Source organism: Nocardia iowensis, from assembly GCF_019222765.1.
Taxonomy (GTDB): Bacteria; Actinomycetota; Actinomycetes; order Mycobacteriales; family Mycobacteriaceae; genus Nocardia; species Nocardia iowensis.
In genome coordinates this window covers 8777627-8795847 of record NZ_CP078145.1, presented here as the reverse complement: position 1 = coordinate 8795847, position 18221 = coordinate 8777627, and the positions used below count along the sequence as shown (strand labels likewise).

At 65.2% G+C, this 18221-nt stretch carries 16 protein-coding genes; 3 read left to right on the top strand and 13 right to left on the bottom strand.

Annotated features, from left to right (window positions below):
* Positions 1 to 69: 69 nt before the first annotated feature.
* From KV110_RS40625 to KV110_RS40610, 4 genes are all read right to left on the bottom strand, one after another.
* Entirely contained in the window at positions 70 to 567 is a 498-nt protein-coding gene (locus KV110_RS40625; RefSeq protein WP_218472389.1) for a hypothetical protein, read from the bottom strand.
* Positions 564 to 1826 carry a hypothetical protein gene (locus KV110_RS40620; RefSeq protein ID WP_218472388.1) on the bottom strand — a complete coding sequence of 421 codons (1263 nt, stop codon included), beginning with the start codon at positions 1824 to 1826 and terminating at the stop codon, positions 564 to 566. Before KV110_RS40620 ends, KV110_RS40625 begins: the two co-directional genes overlap by 4 nt.
* Before the next feature lie 133 nt (positions 1827 to 1959).
* Complete coding sequence (locus KV110_RS40615; RefSeq protein ID WP_281427840.1) at positions 1960 to 2550, bottom strand: DUF3558 domain-containing protein; 591 nt, start codon at positions 2548 to 2550, stop codon at positions 1960 to 1962.
* Between the two features lie 274 nt (positions 2551 to 2824).
* Positions 2825 to 3241, bottom strand: coding sequence for a hypothetical protein (locus KV110_RS40610; protein ID WP_218472386.1), 417 nt, complete (start codon positions 3239 to 3241; stop codon positions 2825 to 2827).
* 523 nt (positions 3242 to 3764) lie between these two features.
* Between KV110_RS40610 and KV110_RS40605 the strand changes: the two genes are divergently transcribed.
* Positions 3765 to 4313, top strand: a complete 549-nt coding sequence (locus KV110_RS40605; RefSeq protein ID WP_246634259.1) for a DUF1062 domain-containing protein — start codon at positions 3765 to 3767, stop codon at positions 4311 to 4313.
* A 672-nt stretch (positions 4314 to 4985) separates the two neighbouring features.
* Here the strand turns inward: KV110_RS40605 and KV110_RS40600 are convergent.
* From KV110_RS40600 to rpsF, 6 genes are all read right to left on the bottom strand, one after another.
* Complete coding sequence (locus KV110_RS40600; protein WP_218472385.1) at positions 4986 to 5654, bottom strand: DUF6461 domain-containing protein; 669 nt, start codon at positions 5652 to 5654, stop codon at positions 4986 to 4988.
* 392 nt (positions 5655 to 6046) lie between these two features.
* The gene (dnaB, locus tag KV110_RS40595; RefSeq protein ID WP_218472384.1) at positions 6047 to 7417 is read right to left on the bottom strand and encodes a replicative DNA helicase; all 1371 of its coding nucleotides are present in this window, start codon (positions 7415 to 7417) and stop codon (positions 6047 to 6049) included.
* A 657-nt stretch (positions 7418 to 8074) separates the two neighbouring features.
* Positions 8075 to 8527 carry a 50S ribosomal protein L9 gene (gene rplI / locus KV110_RS40590; RefSeq protein ID WP_218472383.1) on the bottom strand — a complete coding sequence of 151 codons (453 nt, stop codon included), beginning with the start codon at positions 8525 to 8527 and terminating at the stop codon, positions 8075 to 8077.
* A 17-nt stretch (positions 8528 to 8544) separates the two neighbouring features.
* A complete protein-coding gene (gene rpsR, locus KV110_RS40585) occupies positions 8545 to 8796 on the bottom strand; it encodes a 30S ribosomal protein S18 (protein ID WP_014989074.1) in 252 nt (83 codons plus the stop codon).
* Positions 8797 to 8855: 59 nt separating this feature from the next.
* Positions 8856 to 9410 (bottom strand): single-stranded DNA-binding protein, encoded by a 555-nt coding sequence (locus tag KV110_RS40580; RefSeq protein WP_218472382.1) that lies wholly within the window; start codon positions 9408 to 9410, stop codon positions 8856 to 8858.
* A gap of 88 nt (positions 9411 to 9498) precedes the next feature.
* Positions 9499 to 9786 (bottom strand): 30S ribosomal protein S6, encoded by a 288-nt coding sequence (rpsF, locus tag KV110_RS40575; RefSeq protein WP_040740039.1) that lies wholly within the window; start codon positions 9784 to 9786, stop codon positions 9499 to 9501.
* A 170-nt stretch (positions 9787 to 9956) separates the two neighbouring features.
* On the opposite strand from rpsF, the gene KV110_RS40570 reads away from it, so the two are divergent.
* The gene (locus KV110_RS40570; RefSeq protein ID WP_218472381.1) at positions 9957 to 11342 is read left to right on the top strand and encodes a glycosyltransferase family 87 protein; all 1386 of its coding nucleotides are present in this window, start codon (positions 9957 to 9959) and stop codon (positions 11340 to 11342) included.
* Between the two features lie 259 nt (positions 11343 to 11601).
* A complete protein-coding gene (locus tag KV110_RS40565; RefSeq protein WP_218472380.1) occupies positions 11602 to 15201 on the top strand; it encodes an ATP-binding protein in 3600 nt (1199 codons plus the stop codon).
* 15 nt (positions 15202 to 15216) lie between these two features.
* Here KV110_RS40565 and KV110_RS40560 read toward each other — a convergent pair whose 3' ends face one another.
* The 3 genes from KV110_RS40560 to KV110_RS40550 form a co-directional block, all read right to left on the bottom strand.
* Positions 15217 to 15936 (bottom strand): alpha/beta fold hydrolase, encoded by a 720-nt coding sequence (locus tag KV110_RS40560; protein WP_218472379.1) that lies wholly within the window; start codon positions 15934 to 15936, stop codon positions 15217 to 15219.
* A gap of 299 nt (positions 15937 to 16235) precedes the next feature.
* Positions 16236 to 16862 carry a TerD family protein gene (locus tag KV110_RS40555; protein WP_218472378.1) on the bottom strand — a complete coding sequence of 209 codons (627 nt, stop codon included), beginning with the start codon at positions 16860 to 16862 and terminating at the stop codon, positions 16236 to 16238.
* A gap of 90 nt (positions 16863 to 16952) precedes the next feature.
* Positions 16953 to 18050: a DUF475 domain-containing protein gene (locus KV110_RS40550; RefSeq protein ID WP_218472377.1), complete on the bottom strand. Its 1098-nt coding sequence runs from the start codon at positions 18048 to 18050 to the stop codon at positions 16953 to 16955.
* Positions 18051 to 18221 lie beyond the last annotated feature (171 nt).

The following is an 18221-nucleotide window of genomic DNA, read 5'->3' as shown; positions in this document are numbered from 1 at the left end:
TCGAGAATCCGGCAGCAACTTACCGACTGTAACGGCACTTCGAAACGCGAAGTCACGGCACAAAGCGTCTCAGCGCCAGCGCCGCTCATCGGGGTAATCATCGAAGTCGTCCGGCCAGTCGCTGGGGCCGACCACGGTTTCGCCTCGTCGCGGGCGACGGGTGGAAGTCTCGGTGAGCGGCAAAGGGGGGCCCGGCGGTGGCGCGGGCGCTCGGGGCGGTTCCGGAGTCCACTTCCAGATGAACAGAGGCGAGCTCTTCATCTCCGCGACTTCCGGTGGTACCGGGCGGGCGAGGGTTTCGATGTCGCACCAACGGCATTCACCGCTACCGACTCGTTCGGCGTATGTCTTGAGCGCCGGGGACGCGGTGTCCATACCGGCCACCATCGCGATGAATTCCTCGGTCACCTCGGTGGGACCGTCGAAGAGTTCGTCGACGTCGACGTTGGCCAGGCGGATGGTGGCGGTGCGTAGATTATCTACCGCGTCCATGACCTTCCGGGCGATCGCCTCCACCTCAGGGTCGAGGTCGGGCTCCCGCATGCTGCCCCATTGTCGTCTCGTCATACCGCGTTCTCCCACGGGGCGGTGCCGGACCCGGCGTCATACGACTGTGTGGGGCGGTTCACGGTGTCGCCGTAATGGGAAATTTGTTCGATATCTTTGCCGAGTGCCGCCACGCGGGTCGCGTCATCAATTTTCTTCGTGACGGGCGCGACGGCCTCCTCCAGCTTCTGTTTCGCATTCTCCTTCAACTGGCCTACCGGGTCCTTGATGATGTCGAGGAGCTTCTTGAAGGCATCGGCAAGCTCTTTGATCTTGCCGACCACGTCGATGGCGGCTTTGATGAGCACACCGATGTCATAGACCAGCTTGGCGATGCGGGCCGCCCCGAGACCCGGCACGGCCGCGGACAAGATATTGGCGACCGACTTGAGAGCGCCCTTGATGTCGTCGAAATCGACGTACTTGTTGAGCATCCCCCACAGCTTTTCGAGGATGAGTTTGATGCCGCTCCTGATCTCGTCGGAGACCTTGCCGGCACAATCACTGACGATCCGGCCGACCGGACCTTCCCATTTCATTGCCGCAGCCTGCTTGGCCGCCCACTCGCTGAAGGCTACGGAGGCTTTACCGTCCCAATGGGGTTTGCCGCCCGTGCTACCGTCGATCCGCTTCACTCCGGATTCGAGATTCTTACCGCAAGCCTCGAGCCCGTTGCCGGCCGCCTTGTAAACCTCGCCGAGCCTGCGGATCTCGGACCAATTCCCCGGAACCGGCTCCAAGCACTGGACCAGCGGGTCGTATTCGGTTCCTGCCGCGCGAGTGATGCTCTTGATGGACTCGTTCACACTGCCGAGCACCGGGAAAACCTCGGCGATGAGACCGGCGAGCTCCTCTTTGTTCGCCGCTGGCGATTCGAGTTTGAAAGACTCCGGCTTCGGGTAGGTCGCGGGACCGACGTATTGCGCGGTCACGCCGGTCTCTTCGGCGCTGTCATCCACCGAGAGAATCGATTCGGTATGCGCGTTCAACTCGGCGTAGGTCTTCTGATCCTGGCTGTGATACATCCAGGCGGCCTTATTGAGCTCGGTGCTGGTGCCCAGGGTGGTATTCGCGAGCAACGCGTGGCGCTGAGACATCCAGTCAGCCGCATCATTGATAGGAGCCACCAGCGTGTCGATGATCGGCCCGTGGAGCCAATCCGCCGCCTTCCCCTCCTTTGCCACGAAGCTGGACGCCAGCAGGGCGTCCCCAGCTATCGAGGTGACAAGATTACTCAGACCAGCAATTTCGCTGGGATTCGCCGCGAATGTCTCAGCCATCCGTATAACGCCCTAACTCTGTAGTTTCCCCGAAGTGGAGCCAACATCGTTGCCCCGCAGCCGAACTCGCCCGTCCGGACTCTAGGCGTGCGGGCATGGTCAGTCAATGGGCATGGTCCGCCAGATGGAGGTACTAGTTGGTGCCGAGTGATTCGCTGAAAGTTTCGGCGACCTGGCGGATCTGGTCACAGGCCGACGGCACGGCAACCGGACCTGGGTGCACAAGCAGGCCAACCCTGAAAGTCCCGTCGGATGATTTGATCGCCGCCGAGCAAGCGTTGTCGCTCTGCGGAGTCCGGTACAGCACAGTGTCGCGCCCGCCGATCGGGTCGGAGTTGAAGATGCTGTGGCCCGGGTTCTTTCGGATATCGTCAAGAGTCAAGTCGCTCGAGGTCACCGACACCAAGCCGGTGGGGTACTTCTCGCCATCGACGAGTGTCTCACGCCAGAATTGGCAGCCGATTTCCGTGAGAACACTGGAAACGCTTTCGGCTGTGTATCTTTCGCGAGTCGCCGGATCGAATCCGGTCCGGGTCACCAGGTCGTCGCCCACACTCACACACGGATCGAACCGAACCGGTTTGGCGCCGGTCTGCAACGGCGGCGGCGGGACGGCCACCTGCACGGAGGCGGTCGGTCGGGCAGACGTCACGGGCGAGGCCATCGTCGAAACCCCCGTGCTCGCACCCTGGTCGGTGGAACTACCAGCACAGGCGACCAGCATCGTCGCACTCATCACCAGACAACCAGCGGCGAAGCTTCTTCTCATGATCGAACCCCCCGCTCGTTGAGGTCGTCGCCCCTATCCTGGCGAGACCACACGGTTACTAGCCATCAGTGATCATCGCAGATCGCAATCTAGCCCGAACCACCTGGCCCGCATGGGGGGTCGAGTCTCAATACTCGTGGCGGATGCCATCCCCCTGACCTAACGATTTTTCCCTTGTCTCAGGTGGTCGTCCCTCTGACACTCTGCTATCGCAACGGCTCCAGCGGGCTCACCGTGGCCTTCTTCGCAGCCACCGCCATCGGCCTCCGGCGGTCTTCGGCTCGGGCTGGCGCTGTCGCTCCCGGACCGCGATGAACCATTCCGCGGCGACCTGCGCTGCCCTGAGCGGGGCGATGTTGTCGCGGCGCAGTCCGTCCGGCCCGGTGTCGATGCCCGCTTCGGTGAACCGGACACCGTCGTCGCCGAGGATGGATGTCGGACTCCAGCCGCCGCGGAGGGAGACGCCGTCATAGTCGACGCGCAGGGTGTCACGGATCCAGCCACTGCTGTCGACGAAGTCGAGGGAGGCGATCACCCACAGGGTGCCGTCGTCGTCCGCGTAGTACCAATCGTCGATGTCTGGCACCCGTGCTCGCAACGCGGCGAAGAACCTCAGTTCGTCGGGCGTTGGATCTTGAACGCGCACCGTGCAATTGTGTCCGATTGCTCCCCTTTGTGCAGCGGTAGCTCGGCGACTACCAGCATCGTCGGACACTACTGCCGCCGAGGATGGATGTCGGACTCCAGCCGCCGCGAGGACGGTGTCCGAGGAATGGCTCACTACTCGGGTGACATATAGCGAACCGAACTGCTGCAGCAACTGCCAAGCGACGGTGGCGGCGCGGCGGCGCCCGCGCCGGGTGCCGCCCTGCCGCCAGCGCATAGGCCGTGCCGGTCAGGTCGTGGGCGCTGGCGTGCACCGTCGCCGTCGCCGCGATCTGGCTCCGGGTTGTCCATGATTCGGCGGATGGGCCTGGCTGCGAGGTGTTCGAAAATCAGTGGCGCGGCGCCGCTGTGCGCCATTACCGTGCTGCCGGACCAAGTCGTCTAGTCGAGGGTATGCCGTTGTACATCCTGTGAGACCTCCCGAGTGCTGATTTGTCGCGCGTCGCACATATGCGCCGCGCTTCTTTTTGCTGCGGACTTCTCACTGGAACAGGTGTACTACTGTGCTCGAAAACTGGGTGGTTGTGCCCACCTGCCTACCTACTATTCGCCGTCGTTGCCACGCGTGCGCGTCAGAGCGCTTCCGGGCAAGCGGCAAATTTCGCGTCAACGCGAACCACAAGCTCATCGACGCCTGGCTCCTCGCGCTCTGTACCGGCTGCGGGGAGACCGCCAAGCTCACTGTCCTGGAGCGGATGAATGTGCGCTCCGTACGACCTGAGCTGCTGGACCGGCTGCACGACAACAACCCTGACCTGACAGCTGAGCTCCTCCAGGACCCGGTCGTGCAGCGTCGCAATCGCATCGCCCTCGACTGGGACAACGCTTGGCGTCTCGACACCGGCGGATCGGATCAACTGGCGGACGAGGCAATCGACGTCTCGGTCCGCTTTGCTGCCCGGATCCCCGTCCGACCGGTGCGACTGATCGCTGAAGGTTTCGGCTTTTCCCGAGCCGAAGTCGAACGACTACTCACCGACGGAAATCTCGTTTCGGCAGTCCGGCTGAGCGGCAAGCTCTCCGGCGACTTCACCTTCACCCTCAAACGCTGACCCTTCGTCGGGAGCACGGGCCTGTCCGGCATGATCCGCCGGACAGGCCCGGCCCGACCACCGCGGACCAGCTGCGGGTACCGGTGGATGGCACAGGCCGCCCACTCATCGGCTGGACAGTGGGACACCATGTTTCGAGCTGACCGCAAGTGGGAAGCGCCGACAAAGACCATGGCGGATCCGCCACATCACCGCCAAACATTCTGAGATTCCGCCACGAGTTTCGAGATCTGTAGGGTCCCAGAAGTCGTGGCCACTGCCGAGTCGCTGACCTGCAACTTCTCGCTAGTCTCACGCGGTGGCCATTGCAGTTTGTCTCAGAACTGTGGCCAATCCTCATGCCGCACACGATGATCGGGTCACCACGCAGGTCGTTTGCTACCGCTGTGCCACCGCGCTGACAGTCGTGGGACCACCGACAGCAGGTGATCCACTGAGAGAACATGTGCCAGATCCGCTATGCGGACCGATCATGACGACAGCAGCCGAACAACCGGTAATGCCGAATACAGGATGGTTTTGAAACCTGCCAGTATCGAGAATCGAACGATTTCGCGGCACCACCAGGTGGATGTAGAGCGGGCCGATGCGCTCTACGACTTCACTGGCCGTACCAGCAAGCGCACCGGGCCTAGCGGTGGTGTGGTCGGGAGGTGACTATCCCGACTTGTCCTACCGGCGGTGGGCGATAGGTCCGATGAGTAGGGGCTGGTCCAGCATGTCTGCCGTGAACGACACTCCAGTGACCTTCGCCGCCAGGGCGAAGGCTCTCGGCACGCCGGTGCTGAGGTTGATGTCCCAGGCGTCCGAATTGCTCTCGGGTTCATCTTCATCGGCGTCATAAATATAGTCATCGTCGGTCATGTCCAGCTCCATGCCCAGCTCGCGCATGTAGTCGTTGAGCCGGTCGGGGTCGCTACCCCAACGGATATGTGGATACCACAGTCGGTGGCCGGTCACGATCGTCCCGCCGATCGCGTACTCGAGGCTGTGCACGGCGTAGTCGTGTCGAGTGATCGCCAGGACCTCACAGTCTCGCGATAGTTCCGCCAGCATCTTGTGGTCGGTCATCCACCACCCGTACGGTGCGATGGCCACGCTCCATGCACCGGCCCGAAACACGCCCACGTGACCGCCGCCGTCTCCGCCGCCAGCCTTGTCCTTGAGCTCTTCGAAGTCCGACTCCTGGCCGGAGTCGTCACCGTTGCTGAAGCGGCGCACCACCTCCGACGGGTCCAGGTTTCGGAAAAAGGCGACGCTGAAGATCACGCCCAGTGGGCCCGCTTGGCTCTCGGATGCGTTGAGCCACTGAAATGGGGCCAGGGGATCGGTTGTCGCCATAGGGGTCATGGTGGCAGACCTCACCGACAACCATTCGATCGTCTGGGATGCCTGATCGGCCCGCTGGCCTCGGCGCGGGAGGGGTGGCCCTCGGCACCGAGCACATCGGACCGACGGCCGGGACCGCCCGAAAGCACTGAAATGCCGCATATCGGTCGTTCGGGTACCGGCGGCATCCGCCAACCAGCAGCGCGATAACCGGTTCCACTTCTGCGCAGCTGCCGCTGGTCCCGCGACTGGCAGCGTGGTGGTCCTCGGCGGCGGTGGCAATCGACACCGCGCAGGGCTGTTGCTTGCGGAATCTCACGTCGGTGGCCAACTGGCCAAGTCGTGGCCAATCATTCTGAGATTTGGCCACGACTTCTGGGGCCCTACAAGATCTACAGCGACCGCTAGCCGCGGGCCATATCCACGAACCGGCTCAAATGCAGCTGGTGCGCGACGGTGATGGTGGCGGTAGGGCCGTTACGGTGTTTGCCGAGGATGAGGTCGGCTTCGCCGCCGCGGGGGTCGTCTCGTTCGAAAGCGTCGGGGCGGTGCAGCAGGATGACCATGTCCGCGTCCTGCTCGAGCGAACCGGACTCGCGAAGGTCGGAGACCATGGGGCGCTTGTCGGTTCGTTGTTCGGGACCACGGTTCAGCTGACTGATCGCGACCACCGGAACTTCGAGCTCCTTGGCGAGCAGTTTCAGATTTCGCGAGAAGTCCGAGACTTCCTGCTGCCGAGATTCGACTTTTTTACCGGAGGTCATCAGCTGGAGGTAGTCCACGACAACGAGTTTCAGATCATGGCGCTGTTTGAGCCGGCGCGCTTTGGCCCGAATCTCCATCATCGTCAAGTTCGGCGAATCGTCCACGAACAGCGGCGCCTCACTGATCTCGCTCATGCGGCGGGCCAGTTTCGTCCAGTCGTCGTCACTCATCCGCCCCGATCGCATATCCCCGAGCTTGATCTTCGCCTCGGCAGACAAAAGACGCATCACAATTTCCGTGCGACTCATCTCCAGCGAAAAGATGACACTCGGCAAGCCATGTTTGATCGAGCAGCTCCGCATGAAATCCATTCCCAGCGTGGATTTACCGACACCAGGGCGGGCCGCGACGATGATCATTTGGCCGGGGTGTAGGCCGTTGGTTATTTCGTCCAGTTCGGTGAAGCCGGTGGGGACGCCGAGGGAGATGCCGCCGCGGCTGGCGATGGAGTCGATTTCGTCCATCGTGGGCTGGAGGAGTTCTTCGAGCGGGAGGAAGTCTTCGGTGGTGCGGCGTTCGGTGACCTCGTAGACCTCGGCTTGGGCGCGGTCGACGACCTCGGCGATGTCCTGGCCGTCGGCGCCCGCGTAGCCGTACTGGACGATGCGGGTGCCTGCTTCGACGAGGCGGCGCAGGATCGCCTTCTCGGCGACGATCTCGGCGTAGAAGCTGGCGTTGGCGGCGGTGGGGACGGTCTGGGTGAGCGTGACCAGGTAGGGCGGTCCGCCGATGCGCTTGAGTTCGCCGCGGCGGTCGAGGCCTGCCGAGACGGTCACCGGGTCCGCGGGTTCGCCGCGACCGTAGAGGTCGAGGATGGTGTCGTAGATGAGTTGGTGTGCGGGGCGGTAGAAATCGCCGGGTCGCATCACCTCGATGACGTCGGCGATCGCGTCCTTGCTCAGCAGCATGCCGCCGAGTACGGACTGCTCGGCCGCCATGTCGTGCGGCGGCTGGCGGCCGAAGTCCTCACCGGGCGGTTCGGTGTGTCCGCGGTCATCGACGACTGCCATGAGACTCGACCGTCCTCTCTCCACCCACCGGGCTCACCCTATTGATGACTGGTTCTACTCTCGGGCTCCGACACGTCGGCCGCAGCGGCAGCGGCGGCCGTCCGCGCGATGGTTGGCGCCACCCGCGGGTTCCAGCTATCGGTGCGGTATCGACGAATTTTGGATGTTCGGGGCCGTTCGTTCACGACGTAGCGACGAACCTAGGCGACCCGAGGGGCGGTCACCAAACCCTCCTGTGCACACACCTGTGGATAAGTTGGGGACTGTTCACCTAACCGTGTGCACCCCCTGTGTACTACTTGGGGAAAACCCAGCTCATCCGGCGACAACACGCAGATAGATATCGATTTCCTGATCTATCCACGTGTGGATGAATAAAGTCGCGGCGTGTCGGCCAAGTTGAACAGCCGGGCGTGTTGGGTTAACAGTACGGGTGACCGCTATGAGCTGAATCACATTGCCACCGGTCGGTTTCCTGACTGATCCACAGGCCCGGCGATGGGAATGCCGATGACCAGCGGTGATTTGCCGAGAACCTTCCGTACGGCAAGGCCAGGCAGCAGGCAAACAATTAGCTATTCAGGAAAGTGGGCAGCATCGCACACCGAAGACCACTCCCGTGCCGAACACGGGAGTGGTCTTCGAGGTAGTGCTATTTCAGCTGGCAGCGACCGTCAGGTCGAACTTGGCCACCACGTCCGGGTGCAGGTGCACCACGACGTTGTGCTTGCCGGTCGACTTGATGTGCGACTTCGGCAGCTCGATGCTGCGCTTGTCGACCACGGGCCCGCCGGCCGACTTGATGGCCGCGGCGACGTCCGCCTGGGTCACCGAGCCGAACAGCTTGCCGGTGCCCGCCGTCTTCACCGACAGCGAGACCGACTCCAGGCCCTCGATGGCCTGCTTCAGCTCGTTGGCGTGATCGAGGTCGCGCACCTTACGGGCGTCCTGCGCCCGGCGGATGCCCGCGACCTGCTTTTCGGCACCACGGCTGGCAACGATCGCCAGGCCGCGCGGCAGCAGGAAATTGCGGCCGTAGCCGTCCTTGACCTCGACGGTGTCGCCGGGCGCACCGAGGTTGTCCACGTCAGCAGTCAGAATCAACTTCATTTGCGTGCCTCCCTTACTCAGCGAGCCGTCGACACGTAAGGAAGCAGGGCCACCTCACGCGAGTTCTTCACGGCAACCGCGATATCACGCTGGTGCTGCACGCAGTTACCGGTGACCCGGCGGGCGCGGATCTTGCCGCGATCGCTGACGTACTTACGCAGCAGCGCCGTGTCCTTGTAGTCGATGTTGACGATTCCGGACTTGGCTTCTTTGCAGAACGCGCAAGCCTTCTTCTTGAGCACCTTTTCGCGCGCTGGCGCTTTAGGCATGGTCGTTTACTCCGTAATCATTGATGGTCCACGCTGGGTGGACCTATGAGAGCCGTTGATCAGAACGGCGGTTCGTCATCCATGCGGCCGCCCCCGAAGGAGCCTGCCGCGGGCGCACTGCCCCAAGGGTCGTCCTCGGCACCGCCGGAACGCCCACCGCCACCACCGGAGCCGGCCGGGGCAAAGTTGCTGCCTCCGCCGGAGCCACCACTGCCGCCGGACCCGAAGCCGCCGCCGCCTCCGCCGCCACGACTGGTCTTGTTGACCTTCGCGGTGGCGTAGCGCAGCGAGGGACCGACCTCATCGACCTCGAGCTCGACGACCGTGCGCTTCTCACCCTCGCGGGTTTCGTAGGAGCGCTGCTTGAGTCGTCCGCTCACGATGACTCGGGAACCCCGGGTCAGGCTTTCGGCGACATTTTCCGCAGCTTCGCGCCAGATATTGCAGCGCAGGAACAGCGCTTCGCCGTCTTTCCATTCGTTCGAATTGCGATCGAACACACGGGGAGTCGATGCGACGGTGAAATTAGCCACCGCCGCTCCCGCGGGCGTGAATCGAAGCTCGGGGTCGGCCGTCAAGTTTCCGATGACGGTGATGACCGTGTCGCCTGCCATGTGGTTCCTCCTGCTCGGTTTGCAGTCCGCGTCTCGCTGTTGCGCTAGAGCCTAGAGACAGGCTCCGACGCAATCGAGGGTTGCGGGACTACTTGTCGTGGCGCAGAACCTTGGTGCGCAGCACCGACTCGTTCAGGCCGAGCTGGCGGTCGAGTTCGCTCACGGTCGCGGGCTCCGCGGTCAGATCGACCACCGCGTAGATGCCCTCGGCCTGCTTGGCGATCTCGTAGGCAAGCCTGCGGCGGCCCCAGATATCGACCTTGTCGACCTTGCCGCCATCGGTACGAACCACGTTGAGCATGGTCTCCAACGACGGACCAACGGTGCGCTCATCCAGACTTGGATCGAGAATAACCATCACTTCGTAATGACGCACGGACCAATCACCTCCTGTGGACTAGGAAACGGCCACGGGCTCTCCGTGGCAGGAGGGTCGTCGCGTCAGCAACCCGACAAGGCTACATGACCAGCCGCTGACCACTGAAATCGATCCCGTCGGCGAGGGAACGCGGGCATTGGCCCATCTCGCCGCTTAGTGTGGTCCACATGCCGACCGGACTCGTCGACAGCGACCTGATCGCGCGCCGCGTGACTCGTCGCGTGGCGCTGGTGGCGGTGGTGGTGCTGCTGTGCGGGCTCACCCTCGCGCTGGCGTACGCGAACAAGGCGCGTTGCGCGGGTGCGCCGTTCGCGGCGGACGGCCGCAGTACGGTATTCGATGTCGCCAAGGATTCGGATGTCTGTTACTCCGATATCCAGTTCCTCTGGCTCGGTCGCGACATCGACCAGCATGTCTTCCCCTACGTCCATGGCGGTATCACCGACAACGGGATGCTGGTCGGCGGTGCGGTCGAATATCCGGTGCTCAGCGGCACGCTGATGTGGCTCGGTGCGCTCGGCGCGGACAACGACGCCGAGTTCCTGCGGCACTCCGCGCTGCTGCTCGCGCCGTTCGCGTTGCTGACCGCCTGGATGCTGGCCCGGCTCGCCGGGCGCGCGGCGCTGCTGTGGGCGGCGGGACCGCCGCTGGTGCTCTACGCCTTCCACAACTGGGAACTTCCCGTGGTGTGCACGGCGGTCGCCGCGGTGTACGTGGTCGCCACCTTGACCCGATATTCCTTGCGCACCAGGGGAATGCTGGCCGCGGTGCTGCTCGGTCTCGGGTTCTGTCTGAAGCTGTATCCGGGAATCTTTGTGCTGCCGCTGCTGGCGTACGTGCTCACCGGTGGCGTCGAGCGCGACCGCGACGAACCGGGTTTCGACGTGCGCGGCGCGCTGCTGACGGCGGCCGCGGCTATCGGCACGGTGTTCGCGGTGAACCTGCCGTTCGCGGTGGCCGGTTACGAGGGCTGGCGCGCGTCGATCACTTTTCAACAGTTGCGCCAGGCCGATATCACCACGAATTCCATTTGGTACTGGGGGCTTCGACCGCTCTTCGGGCCGGATACCGCGAGTGAGGCGTTGTTCCAGCAGGTCGTTTCGGTCGCCTCGCCGACGCTGGTGCTCGCTGCGTTCACCCTGGCCATGTGGCTCGGCTGGAAGCGGTATATCGCCACGGGCGTGTTCCCATGGGTCGGTGTGAGCGGTGCGATGCTGTGCGCGTTCCTGCTGTTCCACAAGGTGCATTCGCCGCAGTACACGCTGTGGCTGGTGCCGTTCCTGGTGCTGCTCGAAGTGCCGTGGGCGATGATCGGGGCCTACCTGCTCGCCGACGCGGCCATCGGCATCGGCGTGTTCCGGTACTTCTATTCGCTCGGCTCCGGCAAGCCGGTGGAGACGATGGAGAAGATCGTTCAGTTCGGCGTGTGGGGCCGGGCCGTGCTGCTGGTCGCGCTGTTCTTCGTGTTCCTGCGCGCACTCCCGCGCGGCTTTCGGCGCGTTCCGCCGCCGGTGCCGCGATTCGCTCCGGGGGAGTTGATCCCGGTCGGCTAGCTGCCTCGTCGGTGTCAGACCGCAAAGCCGCGCTTCCGGCACCCGCAACGTGCGTCACTGCTCGACGCACAGCGTGGTGACCGCCACTGAACAGTTGCTCGAGGCTTGTCGAAAGCCCAGCTCGAGTGCCGGTCGAGGCACCTCGGCAGTTGCCCCCAGGTACGGGTCGACCTGAGCCTGTGGATGTGCGGGTGCTGACTGGACGCTGGTCCGCTTACCCTGATCGGGCTACCGACACATCGAGGCTGTGGAGAACGGAATGGATCAGGCGGACGCGGGCGCGTTCTCGCCCGCTGTGCTGCGGTTCACGCTGCTCAACGGGGTAGAAGCGCACCGTGCCGAGCAGATCCTGCCGCTCGGTCCGCCGCAGCGGCGGGCGGTGCTGTGCGTGCTGGCGTTCCGGCGGCGACAGTGGGTGTCGGCGTCGAGTCTGCTTGCCGCGTTGTACGACGGTGTGCCGCCTGCCAGTGGTGTCGGCGTCATCCAGACCTACGTGTCGGCACTGCGCCGGGTGCTCGAGCCGGACCGCAAGCCACGGACGCCGCCCGCGATCCTGCTGTCCGGGCACGGCGGATATCAGCTGCGGATCGACGATGAGCAGACCGACCTCGGGGTGTTCGACCGGTTGGTCGGTGATGCGGCCCGTGCACGGGAAGCGGGTGACCTGGTGCGGGCCGAAGACGACTATGCGCATGCCCTTGCCCTGTATGCGGGTGAACCACTGGCCGGGCTACCCGGCCCCTTCGCGCAACGCCAGCGTGCGGCGCTGGCCGAGCGGCGGCTCACCGTGCTGGAGGACAGCCTCGATGTCGCTGTGGTACTTGGCCGTTCCGACACGGTGATCGATCGCCTGCGGGTGCTCACGGCGGAACATCCACTGCGCGAACGCCCGCGCGCCGTGCTGATGCGTGCGCTGTACTCCCGTGGCCGCCAGTCCGAAGCGCTGGACGTCTACCGCGAAACCCGCAAGCTGTTGATCGATCAGCTGGGCGTCGAACCAGGGGAGGAACTTCGCTCGCTGCATAACCAGATCCTGTCCGGCGAGAGTGTGGCACAACCGGTTTCCGGCGCGGGGCCTACGGGTGGGTCGGCGGTTCGTGCGATCGACATCGCGGCCGTCGAATTGCGCGACCTGGCAGCCGATCGTAAGACGGCGACCAACCCGGCTGACCGCGTCGCGCAGCGAACTGCGCAGGCAGTCGAGGCGAGCTCGTCCGTCTGGCGACCGAAAGACGCTGCTGCGCCGGAACTTTCCGGCGGCGCGGCAGGCCATAGGTCCACCCTTGAAACGCTGCCGCTCCCGCAGGGTGCCGAACATCGTCTCGCCATGGTCTCGGCGCTGTGGCCCGAACCGGTAGAGGTGCCGGACTCGGCGTCGCCGCTCGTCTTCGAGCGGGACCAGGAGTTGACCAGGATCGCGGCGTGGACCGCGCGCGCGGTCGCGGGTAACGGTGGGCTGGTGGTGATTTCGGGGCGGCCGGGGTTCGGCAAAACCCAGCTGCTCGACGAGGTGGCGCGACGGGTACCGGGGGCCCGGCGGGTGGATCTGCTGCCACCGTGGGACGGTGCGCCGCCACTCGGTCTGATCTCCGAGCTGACCGACTCCGCCATATCGGTGCGGGACACCGATGCGCGGATAGTGGAAGCGTTGTGTGCCAAGCTGATCGAGGACAGCGCAGACCGCCCGCTGGTCGTGCTGGTGGACGGCGCGGAGCAGATGGATGAGCGGTCCGCGCGGGTACTGACCGCGGCGGCACCGCGCCTGCGCAGGATGCGCGTGCTCGTCGTGGTGGCGCTGGACGAACGCTCCTGGGAGCCGGCGATTCTCGACCTGCACGCCCGGCTGGAGCCGATCGCCGTCGCGGTATTGCGACCGAGCGGACTCAGCGTCGCCGCCATCGAGGGGTTGTACGAACGACGCACCGGGACCGTCTGCCCGCCGGGACTGGCTGCGGACATTCAGCGGGCTACGGCCGACATTCCGCTGCTGGCAGGCGCGTTGATCACCGACCTGGCCGCACTGCGCGACCACGGGCACATTCCGGATTACCTGCCCGAAGGCTGTTATTCGCGGTCGATCAGCCGACTGCTCGGCCGGTACTCGCCGGGCGGGGTCGGCATGCTGCGCGCGCTCGCGGTGCTGCAGGACGTCGCGCCGACCGTCGAGGTGCTCGCCGCCGGGTGCGCCGAACCGGTGAGCGTGATCCGGCACCGCTGCGAAGTACTCACCGCCAGTGGGATTTTGGCTTCGGTGTCGCCACCGGTCTTCCGACATCCCTTGATCGGCAATACGCTTCGCTGGCTCGGCCGCAACGACGACACGGACCGCATCCGGATCGCCGCCGCCGAGCAAGCCCGCAGCGCCGGATATTCGGCCCGCCAGGTCGCGGCCTACCTGGCCGATCTGGTCGGCGAGCAGTACGCCGGGTGGACGGTGGTGCTGCTGGACGCGGCGGAGGAATGCCTGCGCAACGGCATGATCGGCGACGCGGTGCAGCACCTGGCGGCGGCATTGCGGATCGCCGCGCCGGAAGGTCGCGACGACATCCTGGTCCGCCTCGGCCAACTGGAGTTGTGGACCAATCCGGCCGCGGCCCGCGCACATCTGGACGAAGCGCTACGCGGCCAGCGCGATCGCCGAGTCGCGCCGACCGCGCTCATTCCGCTGGCCTGGACGATGTCCACCCGGTCGCAGGCCGGTGCCGCGATGGCGCTGCTGGACGAAGTACTCGCGGAGACCGAGCAGCGAGACGCGTTGGCAGCCAGGGACATCCGGTCCGCTTCCTGGGCCGTCGCCGGGTTGACCTCGGCGACGTGGAACGACTTCGTCGCCGCATTGCGCGCCGACGGCCGCACCGACCAGATCACCACGGCGATACTCACCTGGGACGACGCCTTCCGCGTCCGGCGCACCGCTCGTGCGACGCTCGCGCGCTTCCCCGCCGAACCCGATCCGGACCGCGGCTGGGATGTGTTGCCGCAGCCGCTGGTCGGGCTGCTCGCACAGCTGTCCATGTGGTCCGGCGACCTCGCACTGGCCAGACAACTCAGTGAACAGCGCAAGGATCATCACTTCGGCACCATCGACGTCTACCGTCTCATCCTGCGCTCGGAAGTGCTGCTGCGTTGCGGCGATTACCGGCGGGTGCTGCGCGAGGTTGCGCCGACGGTGGGCACCCTGGACGACGAGTCCATCCGGCCGCCGCTCGCGCTGGTCGCCCAGTACGCACACGCCCTGCTCGAACTCGGCCGACTCGCCGAAGCCGAGCAGTGGCTCGCCAGCGTCACCGAGCATGCCAATCCCGAAACTTGGGAGTGGACAGTGGTTATCCACGTCAAGGGAATGCTCTGTGCCGCCCGCGGCGATTCCCGTCAGGCCGTCGCGCACTACCTCGACTGCGGTCGCCGCATCGCCGCGGTGGGCATCCGCAATCCGGCCCACATCCCCTGGCGCAGCTCCGCGGCCATGGAACTCGTGCACCTCGGTGAGCGCGAACGGGCTCGCGAGCTCGCCGCCGCGGAACTCGAACTGGCGCACCAGTGGGACACCCCGGGCACCATCGGAAGGGCCTTGCGCGCAACGGCTTCGGCCGCACCCGGCGGAGTGGACGCGGAGCTGCTCGAGCAGGCCGTCGGCTTGCTCCGCCGCTGTGACTCGCCGGTCGAACTGATCCCCGCGCTGCTGGAACTCGCCGCGGTCCGGCACGACAGTGGTGACACCGATGCCGCTGGGGATCTGCGCTGGGAGGCCCGCTCGCATGCCGAAAACATCGGTGCTACAAGGTATCTCGAACACATTGGTGGCCTGCTCGGTGCGGCCGCAAATATCCCGTCATCCGGCGGCGTGCCCACCGGATGACGGGAATCGGCGTGCTCACTGAACGGCGGCGGCCCGGGCGATGAGGTCGGCGATCGCGCCCGGCTGGGTGATCATCGAGGCGTGCCCGGTCGCCAGCGACACGATGTGCTCCTCGGGCGCCACCTGATGCGCCATCTTGGTCTCCAGATCCGGGTGGATCATCGCGTCCAGTTCGGAGATCTGGTACCAGGTGTTGTGTCGCAGCGTCTCCCACGCAGGCGTCGCGGATCCCGAACCAGCAAGGGAGAGAACGGAAGTCGGCTTCTGCGTGGCGGCGAGCAGTGCGGTCTCGCGCGGGTCGGCATCGGCGGCGAAGTCGGCGTGGTAGCGGTCGCGGGCGATGATCAGATCCGGGGTGTCCTGCGCACCGATGTTCACCAGGTCCGCACCGCTGGGCAGATCCTGCCCGAATTCCTGGTTGATCTGGAAGGCGGACTGGTCCGCGGTGGGGGCGTACGCGGCGACGAACACCAGCCCGGTGACATCGGCGCGGCCCGAGCCTGCCTGGCTGATCACCGCGCCACCGTAGGAGTGGCCCACCAGGATCGTCGGTCCGGTCAACGCATTCAAGTCGCGGGTGACCGCGGCAACGTCGTCGGCGAAGCCGCGCAGCGGCAGCTGGCTGGCCACCACGGTGCCGAAACCTTTGTCGTGCAGGCGCTCGATCACCTTGTTCCAACTGGACCCGTCGGCCCAGGCACCGTGCACGAGCAACACATTCGGGGTAGTGGTCATCGGTCTTCCTCCAGTTCACGTCGGATCGCCGGAACAGGTGGGCGATCGATCCCCCACAGCATCGCCAGCCGACTGAACGTGTCCTGAATAACCACCGAACGCCCTGCTCGCAGCGCGATCCGCAGCCCACCACCCGCGCTGGCGTGCCGCACCCGTGCTGGCGTAGCGAACCCGTGCTGCCGCGCCGAACTCGCGCCGACTCGATGCCCGCACACCTTCTTGTGAGCCGCACACCCGCTATACGGGTGTGGGCCTACGACAAACGGTGTGCGCCTACGACAAACGGTGTGCACACCCCTCTACTTGCGGGCGCTCTGCCAGTTCATCCCCCAGCGGTAGGCCTCGTCGATTTCTCGCTGGGCACCGTTGATGTAGTGCACTTCTCGGTGCACGGTGATGCCGGAGCCTTGGTTCTGCAGCAGTGCGATGGCGCAGGAGCGCGCGCCGTCCACGGGGGAGTCGAGGCGGACTTCGATCTGCGGGCCCGCGGTGGGGAACAGGGTGACCACACCGTCGGCGGCGGCCCAGTTGGGCACGCCCTCGTAGATGAAGGCGAAGATCAGAATGCGCCGGAACAGTTCGGGCCGGGCGAGATTGATGTGCATATTCTCACCGCCGGCCGCGGTACCGCTGCGGTCGTCGCCGTCGAGCTTGATGTACGGCTCGGCGTCGAGTGCGCCGAAGTTGTTGCCGACCGCCTGTACGACACCCTTGTTGCCGTTGGCCAGTTCGTACAGGCAGCCGAGGTCGAGATCGACCGGCTTGGCCCGGCGGAAGAATCCCCCCTTCGAGCCGGTGGACCAGTTCAGGTTGACCCGCATGGTGCCCTGCTGCTCACCGGGTTTGGTGAGGTTGATGCTCGGTGTCGCCTTGGAGAGGGTCACCTTGGATAGGTTGACCCCACCGGCGTTGCTGTCGATCGCCATCGGCGCGATCCCCTCAGTGAAAATGGGAGCGGCAGCGGTCCTCCCGAGGGAGTGGCCGCTGCCGCACGAGTTTTCGGCTGCTGCCGAAAATCAGCCTACCGGGGTCGGCTCTCGTTTGCTGTCCACTTCTTGGTCGTCCTCGCGCCGGTTGCGCAGAACGCTGCTGATGAATGCCGCGCCGATGAACGCCACACCGACCAGTCCGGTGACGAGTTCGTTGACGTGCACGCCGATCGAGATGAACAGGATGATCGCCAGCGCGCCGATCGCCCAGTGCGCGCCGTGCTCCAGGTACACGTACTCGGCGAGGGTGCCCCGGCGCACCAGGTACACGGTGATCGACCGGACGAACATGGCGCCGATCAGACCGAGGCCGAGCGCGATGATGATCGGGTCGGAGGTGATGGCGAACGCGCCGATCACGCCGTCGAAGGAGAACGACGCGTCGAGCACTTCCAGGTAGAGGAACAGGAAGAACCCGGCCTTACCAGTGGCCTTGACGAGATCCGATGGCCCACCGGCGTGTTCCTCGGTGTGGAACATCGAGCCGAGGCCGTCCACCGCGATGTAGATGATCATGCCGAGCATGCCGGCGAGCAGCACGGTCGCGCGCTCGTCGGCGGGCGTGAGCAGTTCGGCGGTGAGGACGAGGCCGATGCCCGCGACGACCACCGACAGCATGTCGAGCTTGCCGACTCGGGCGAGCGGACGCTCCAGCCAGGACAGCCAGGTGATCTCACGCTCTTCGAAGATGAAGTTGAGGAACAGCATCAGCAGGAACATGCCGCCGAACGCCGCGATCTGCGGATGCGCGTCGGTGAGTAGCGTCTCGTAGCTGGGTTCGCCGTTCGGGAAGTACGGGGCGTCGCCTTCGGGCGGGTCGAGTGCCAGATCGAGCGCCCGCACCGGGCTCAGGCCCGCGGTGACCCACACGATGGCCAGCGGGAAGACCAGGCGCATGCCGAACACGGCGATCAGCACGCCGATGGTGAGGAAGATCTTCTGCCAGAACTCGCTCATCCGCTGGAGGACTGTCGCGTTGATCACGGCGTTGTCGAAGGAGAGTGACACTTCGAGGATGCCGAGGATCGCGGCCAGCGCCAAGGCGGTCGGCCCGCCGTACAGGAATGCCACGACGAGCGACAGCACCGTCACGATGATTGACATGCCGAAAATGCGCAGGACCACGCGGGGACCTTTCGTTTGCGTCGACCGGACGGCTAGCTGTCCGAGCGCTTGTCTGATGAAACCGATTTGGCGCCGCTGATACCAGCGTGGCGGGAGAACGCTCGCTTGTCCAACGACGCTCGGCCCTTCGGCGTTCCCGGCGCACCGGTGTTGCCTGGGCGCACGACGAGG